A 6,388-nucleotide genomic window follows, 5' to 3' on the forward strand; every position below is an offset into this window, starting at 1 on the left:
CTATGATGCGGCGGGCGGCTGCGGCTGGACGGCCATGCGGGTGGAGAGCGCGGTGTTGAAACGGGTGAGGAGATCGCAGAAGCTCTCCCGCTCGGCCGGTGTCCACTCCTCGGTCAGCTCGGCCATCAACTGGCGCCGGGAGGCCCGGACCTCGGCCAGCCGGGTGCTGCCGCGCGGGGACAGCTGGAGCACCACCGCGCGGCCGTCCTCGGGGTGCGAGGTGCGCTTGACCAGGCCCGCGTCCACCAGCGGGGCCACTTGCCGGGTCACCGTGGAGGAGTCGATCCCCATGCTCTCGGCGAGCGCCTTGACGCCCATGGGGCCCTCGTTGTCGAGACGGTTGAGCAGGAGGTAGGCGGCGCGGTCCATGGAGTTGCGCACCTGCCCGACCCCGCCGAGCCGCGTCTGTTCGGCGCGGCGCGCGAACACCGCCACCTCGTGCTGGAGGGTGTCGAGCAGACCGCTGGCACCGACGGTTGTCATGTCCATCGACATATCAGGTGTTGTGGGCATGGCCGGAGGCTCACTTCATGAAGGGGTGCTGGGTTGGGGGACAGGGTACGCGGCATGGCGGCGGCCCGTACGGGCGCCGGGGAAACCGGTCCGGTCGTCCGGCTCGGCGCCGGGTGCGTTGGTGAACTGCGAGACTTGGGGCATGAGCTACCGCACGGCCCACCCCTTGCGCTCCGTGACCCTCGACGACGTGCGCGGGGCGCAGAAGATGCTCTCGGGCGTGGCCCGCACGACCGCCCTGGAGAGCAGCAGGCAGCTCTCCCGGCTGGTGGGCTCACCGGTCCACCTGAAGTGCGAGAACCTGCAGCGGACGGGCTCGTTCAAGCTCCGCGGCGCCTACGTCCGCATCGCCGGGCTGCTCCCCGAGGAACGGGCCGCGGGGGTGGTCGCCGCGAGCGCCGGGAACCACGCGCAGGGCGTCGCGCTGGCCTCCTCCCTGCTGGGCGTGCGCTCCACCGTCTTCATGCCGCAGGGCGCCCCGCTGCCCAAGGTCAGCGCCACCCGGGAGTACGGCGCCGAGGTGCGCCTGCACGGCCAGGTCGTGGACGAGGCCCTCTGGGCGGCGCAGGACTACGCGGCCGAGACGGGCGCGGTGTTCATCCACCCCTTCGACCACCCCGACATCATCGCGGGCCAGGGCACGGTCGGCCTGGAGATCCTGGAGCAGTGCCCAGAGGTGGGCACGATCGTCGTCGGCATGGGCGGCGGCGGCTTGGCGGCCGGGATCGCGGTGGCGGTGAAGTCGGTCCGCCCGGACGTGCGGATCATCGGTGTGCAGGCCGAGGGTGCCGCCGCCTACCCGCCCTCGCTGGCCGCCGGGTATCCGGTGACGGTGGGGAGCCCGGCGACCATGGCCGACGGGATCAAGGTCGGCACGCCCGGCGTGGTGCCGTTCGGGATCGTGGCCGAGCTGGTGGACGAGGTGCGCACGGTCAGCGAGGACCAGCTCTCGGCCGCGCTGCTGCTGTGCCTGGAGCGGGCCAAGCTGGTCGTGGAACCGGCGGGCGCGAGTCCCGTCGCGGCGCTGCTGGCCGACCCCGGCGGCTTCCCCGGCCCGGTCGTCGCGGTGCTGTCCGGCGGCAATGTGGACCCGGTGCTGCTCCAGCGGGTGCTGCGGCACGGCATGGCCGCGCAGGGCCGCTACCTGGCGGTCCGGCTGCGGCTGACCGACCGCCCCGGCGCGCTCGCCACCCTGCTCGCCGTGCTGTCGGCTGCCGACGCCAACGTCCTCGACGTCAGCCACATCCGCACCGACCCCCGCCTCGGCCTGAGCGAGGCGGAGGTGGAACTCCACCTGGAGACCCAGGGCCCCACCCACCGCGCCGAAGTCACCGACGCCCTGCGGGAGTCGGGGTACGTGATCATCGACTGAGCCCTACCGGGCGGGCCCGCGCCGGCCGACGTGTCACCCGTTCGGGGAAGGAATCCGAGAACCCGTTGAGAGACGCGATACATCGCGTTACGGTGTGCGGTGTGGGGGCCGGAGCCACTCGCTCGCCGGGGGTGCCGGGTCCGCGTGCCAGTCAGCTGCCGTGCACCACCGACCATGTGGAGACACCATGCCGGGCGCCATCTATGCCGAGGGTCTGGTGAAGACCTTCGGAGACGTAAGGGCACTGGACGGCGTCGATCTCGATGTGCCAGAGGGGACGGTCCTGGGGCTGCTCGGACCGAACGGCGCGGGCAAGACCACCACCGTCCGCTGTCTGACCACCCTGCTGCGTCCCGACAGCGGCAGAGCGGTCGTCGCGGGCGTGGACGTGCTGAAGAACCCCGACACCGTCCGCCGCTCCATCGGCCTGTCCGGCCAGTTCGCGGCGGTCGACGAGTATCTGACCGGCCGGGAGAACCTCCAGATGGTCGGCCGGCTCTACCAGATGCGGGGCAGCGCGGCGAAGGAGCGCGCGGCCGAGCTGCTGGAGCAGTTCCATCTCGCCGACGCCGCCGACCGCCCGGCCAAGACCTACTCCGGCGGCATGCGCCGCAGGCTCGACCTCGCGGCCGCGCTCGTGGTCTCGCCGCCCGTGATGTTCATGGACGAGCCGACCACCGGCCTCGACCCCCGCAACCGCCAGCAGCTCTGGGAGGTCATCCAGCAGCTCGTCTCCGGCGGCACCACCCTGCTGCTCACCACGCAGTACCTGGAGGAGGCCGACCACCTCGCCCATGACATCGCCGTGGTCGACCAGGGCCGGGTCATCGCCCAGGGCACCTCCGACCAGCTCAAGGCCCGCACCGGCGGCGAGCGCGTCGAGGTCGTGGTGCACGAGCGGGACCGGATCGCGGACACCGCCGGGGTGCTGCGCGCCCTGGGCAAGGGCGAGACCACGATCGAGGAGCACACCCGCAAGCTCACCGTCCCCGTCACCGGCGGCGCCAAGCTGCTCGCCGAGGTCATCCGGGAGCTGGACACCCGGGGCATCGAGATGGACGACATCGCGCTGCGCCGCCCCACCCTCGACGACGTGTTCCTCTCCCTGACCGGACACACCGCCGAGGCCGCCCCGGACGCCGCCGAGAACACCGAGAACACCGAGAACGCAGAGAACACCACCGAGACCCAGGGGGCCGTCAAGTGAGTGCCGTCAGCGACACCGCGCGGGCCGTGGCGCCCGCCAACCCCTTCAGCAGAGCCGTCCGCGACTCGCTGATCGTGGCCCAGCGGAACCTGATCCGCATGGTCCGGATTCCCGAGGTCGTCATCTTCGGTCTCATCCAGCCGATCATGTTCGTCGTGCTGTTCACCTATGTCTTCGGCGGCTCGATGAAGATCGGCGGCAGCACCAGCGCCACCGCCTACACCAACTTCCTGATGGCCGGGATCTTCGCGCAGACCGTCACCTTCGCCACCGCGGGCGCCGGCGCGGGCATCGCCGACGACATGCACAAGGGCCTGGTGGACCGCTTCCGCTCGCTGCCCATGGCGCGCGGCGCGGTGCTGACCGGCCGCACCCTGGCCGACCTGGTGCAGACCGCGCTCACCCTGCTGGTGCTGGCCGCCGTCGCCCTGCTGGTCGGCTGGCGGGTGGGGTCCGACGGCGACACGAACGCCCTGAAGGTGCTCGCCGCCTTCGGCCTGCTGCTCCTGCTCGGGTACGCGTTCACCTGGATCGGCGCCCTCATCGGACTCTCCGTGCGCACCCCCGAGGCGGCCACCTCCGGCGGCCTGGTCTGGCTCTTCCCGGTCACCTTCCTGTCCAACGCGTTCGTGGACACCAGCAACATGACCCCGTGGCTGCGGCACCTCGCGGACTGGAACCCGTTCAGCGCCACCGTCGAGGCGGCCCGCGTGCTGTTCGCCAACCCCGGTCGGTCCACGTCGACCGCGTGGCCCATGCAGCACCCGATGTGGGCCTCGCTGATCTACTCCATACTGATCATCGTGGTCTTCCGCACCCTTGCGGTCCGCAAGTACCGCTCGGCCGCCGCCTGAGGGGAACCGGCGGCGGGTCCGCCGGGCACGACGAAGCCCCCGGTGCCTGACGGGCACCGGGGGCCGGTCGGAGCAACGCGCCGGGTCAGCCCGAGTACGGCTCGGCCTTCAGGATCGTCACCGAGGCCCGCTTGCCGTTCGGCAGCTCGTACTCCGCGTCCTCGCCGACCTTGTGGCCGAGCACACCCGAGCCGAGCGGGGACTGCGGGGAGTAGGTCTCGACATCGGAGCTGGCGTACTCACGGGAGGCGAGCAGGAAGGTCATCGTGTCGTCCTCGTCACCGTCGAAGGCGATCGTGACGACCATGCCCGGAGCGACGGCGCCGTCGGTGGAAACCGGGGCCTCGCCCACCTTGGCGTTCTCCAGGAGCTGGGTCAGCTGGCGCACGCGCAGCTCTTGCTTGCCCTGCTCCTCCTTGGCCGCGTGGTACCCGCCGTTCTCGCGCAGGTCGCCCTCCTCGCGCGCAGCCGCGATCTTGGCCGCGATCTCGGTGCGCGCAGGACCAGTAAGGTACTCAAGCTCGTCCTTGAGCTTGTTGTACGCCTCCTGGGTCAGCCAGGTGACGTTCTCGCTGGTCTGGGTCACAGGGTGCTCCTCGTCGGTACAGGAATACAAAGCATCGCCCTACCCAGAAGCATGTTCTCTGTTGGATGGGCGAAACCACGAGCCTAACAATTCAGGGGCGAAAGGGGGAGGACATAAGCCATCAGAATCGCATCGGCGCAGCTCACGCCGTACACATTCCGGGTGACGCCTCAGCCCGCGTGGCAGCCCAGCAGTTCGGCGGTGCTTCCCTTGGCCGTCGTACGGATCGTGACGACCTTGTCCACCCGGGTGTCCGGCCCGGTGAAGCGGAAGTCGGCCCGGCCGACCTCGGCCCCGTCGGCCGACTGGGAGCGCAGGGTGCAGTAGCCGTCGACGTCCGCGTCCCGGTGGACCTCCAGGTGCACGCGCACCGAGTCGTCCGTGGCCTGGAAGGCGATGACCTGGGCGCTGATCTCGTTCTTGCCGACGTAGTGGTAGGCGAAGTAGCCGATCAGCGCGAGCAGGGCCGCGCCCAGTACCGCGCCGAGGACCTTGAGCCGGTGGTCGTCGGCACGCCCGTCCGGGGAGCGGCCGTAACGGCCCTCGGGCAGCCGCGTGCTCGCCGTACCCATGATCGTCCTCTCCGCGGAATTATTCCTCCCCCGATTCGGTCACTATAGAAGCCTGCCGCCCGCCCTCCGACCGCCGCCCCATGGACGACGTGCTCCCGGCACGGCACCCGTTGACTGCCCCACCGACCGCGGGGCGCCGACCAACAAGGAACAAGTCTTGACTGACCAGCTGCGACTGATGGCCGTGCACGCCCACCCCGACGACGAGTCGAGCAAGGGCGCGGCCACCATGGCGAAGTACGTGTCCGACGGGGTGGACGTGCTGGTGGTGACCTGCACCGGTGGAGAGCGCGGGTCCATCCTCAACCCCAAGCTCCAGGGCGACGCGTACATCGAGGAGCACATCCACGAGGTGCGCAAGAAGGAGATGGACGAGGCCCGCGAGATCCTCGGCGTCCAGCAGGAGTGGCTCGGCTTCGTCGACTCCGGCCTGCCCGAGGGCGACCCGCTGCCCCCGCTGCCGGAGGGCTGCTTCGCCCTGGAGGACGTCGACAGGGCGGCCGGCGAGCTGGTCCGCAAGATCCGTGCGTTCCGCCCGCAGGTGATCACCACCTACGACGAGAACGGCGGCTACCCGCACCCCGACCACATCATGACCCACAAGATCTCGATGGTGGCGTTCGAGGGCGCGGCGGACACCGGGAAGTACCCCGAGGCCGAGTTCGGCCCGGCCTTCCAGCCGGACAAGCTCTACTACAACCAGGGCTTCAACCGCCCCCGCACCGAGGCCCTGCACAACGCGATGCTGGACCACGGGCTGGAGTCGCCGTACGGGGACTGGCTCAAGCGCTGGAACGAGTTCGAGCGGGTCGAGCGCACCCTGACCACGCATGTCCCGTGCGCGGACTTCTTCGAGATCCGGGACAAGGCGCTGATCGCGCACGCCACCCAGATCGACCCCGACGGCGGCTGGTTCAAGGTTCCGATGCAGCTCCAGAAGGAGGTCTGGCCCACCGAGGAGTACGAGCTGGCGAAGTCCCTCGTGGACACCTCCCTCCCCGAGGACGACCTCTTCGCGGGCATCCGGGACAATGCCTGACATGAGCGCAAGCGTGAGCCTCGCAGTGACGCATCTCGTCCCCCTCGCCAAGGAGATCGACGAGAACAAGGTCACCCCCGGCGTCCTCGGTTTCATCGTGTTCGCGGTGATGGCCCTGGCCGTGTGGGGGCTGATGAAGTCCATGAGCAAGCACATGGGCAAGGTCGACTTCAAGGAGGCGCCCGCCAAGGGCGAGACCCCCGGCCCGAAGGCCGACTCCCGGCAGGGCTGACCCCGCCGTGAGC

Annotated in this window: 8 protein-coding genes; 5 read left to right on the forward strand and 3 right to left on the reverse strand. The window is 70.3% G+C overall.

The features are described from left to right. On the reverse strand, positions 1-495 hold the full coding sequence (locus ACFWN1_RS16300) for a MarR family winged helix-turn-helix transcriptional regulator (protein WP_384362285.1): 495 nt from the start codon (positions 493-495) through the stop codon (positions 1-3). Positions 496-655: 160 nt separating this feature from the next. Between ACFWN1_RS16300 and ilvA the strand changes: the two genes are divergently transcribed. The 3 genes from ilvA (at position 656) to ACFWN1_RS16315 (ending at position 3,946) form a co-directional block, all read left to right on the forward strand. Continuing rightward, positions 656-1,885, forward strand: a complete 1,230-nt coding sequence (gene ilvA / locus ACFWN1_RS16305) for a threonine ammonia-lyase (RefSeq protein WP_384362261.1) — start codon at positions 656-658, stop codon at positions 1,883-1,885. Between the two features lie 187 nt (positions 1,886-2,072). After that, positions 2,073-3,092, forward strand: a complete 1,020-nt coding sequence (locus ACFWN1_RS16310) for an ATP-binding cassette domain-containing protein (protein WP_384362264.1) — start codon at positions 2,073-2,075, stop codon at positions 3,090-3,092. After that, complete coding sequence (locus ACFWN1_RS16315) at positions 3,089-3,946, forward strand: ABC transporter permease (protein ID WP_384362267.1); 858 nt, start codon at positions 3,089-3,091, stop codon at positions 3,944-3,946. Before ACFWN1_RS16310 ends, ACFWN1_RS16315 begins: the two co-directional genes overlap by 4 nt. An 85-nt stretch (positions 3,947-4,031) precedes the next feature. Here ACFWN1_RS16315 and greA read toward each other — a convergent pair whose 3' ends face one another. Continuing rightward, positions 4,032-4,532: a transcription elongation factor GreA gene (gene greA / locus ACFWN1_RS16320; protein ID WP_384362270.1), complete on the reverse strand. Its 501-nt coding sequence runs from the start codon at positions 4,530-4,532 to the stop codon at positions 4,032-4,034. Between the two features lie 170 nt (positions 4,533-4,702). Next, entirely contained in the window at positions 4,703-5,104 is a 402-nt protein-coding gene (locus tag ACFWN1_RS16325; RefSeq protein WP_384362273.1) for a DUF4307 domain-containing protein, read from the reverse strand. 157 nt (positions 5,105-5,261) lie between these two features. On the opposite strand from ACFWN1_RS16325, the gene mca reads away from it, so the two are divergent. Continuing rightward, positions 5,262-6,143, forward strand: a complete 882-nt coding sequence (gene mca / locus ACFWN1_RS16330) for a mycothiol conjugate amidase Mca (RefSeq protein WP_384362276.1) — start codon at positions 5,262-5,264, stop codon at positions 6,141-6,143. Further along, positions 6,136-6,375 (forward strand): hypothetical protein, encoded by a 240-nt coding sequence (locus tag ACFWN1_RS16335; RefSeq protein WP_384362279.1) that lies wholly within the window; start codon positions 6,136-6,138, stop codon positions 6,373-6,375. The genes mca and ACFWN1_RS16335 overlap by 8 nt, the downstream gene beginning before the upstream one ends. The last annotated feature ends 13 nt before the right edge of the window (positions 6,376-6,388 follow it).

This window comes from Streptomyces sp. NPDC058459 (assembly GCF_042721685.1).
In the GTDB taxonomy this organism is placed as follows: domain Bacteria; phylum Actinomycetota; class Actinomycetes; order Streptomycetales; family Streptomycetaceae; genus Streptomyces.

Coding starts and splice junctions, on each gene's coding strand:
- ACFWN1_RS16300 (WP_384362285.1), bottom strand. CDS start 495: ATGTCGATGGACATGACAACCGTCGGTGCCAGCGGTCTGCTCGACACC.
- ilvA (WP_384362261.1), top strand. CDS start 656: ATGAGCTACCGCACGGCCCACCCCTTGCGCTCCGTGACCCTCGACGAC.
- ACFWN1_RS16310 (WP_384362264.1), top strand. CDS start 2,073: ATGCCGGGCGCCATCTATGCCGAGGGTCTGGTGAAGACCTTCGGAGAC.
- ACFWN1_RS16325 (WP_384362273.1), bottom strand. CDS start 5,104: ATGGGTACGGCGAGCACGCGGCTGCCCGAGGGCCGTTACGGCCGCTCC.
- ACFWN1_RS16335 (WP_384362279.1), top strand. CDS start 6,136: ATGCCTGACATGAGCGCAAGCGTGAGCCTCGCAGTGACGCATCTCGTC.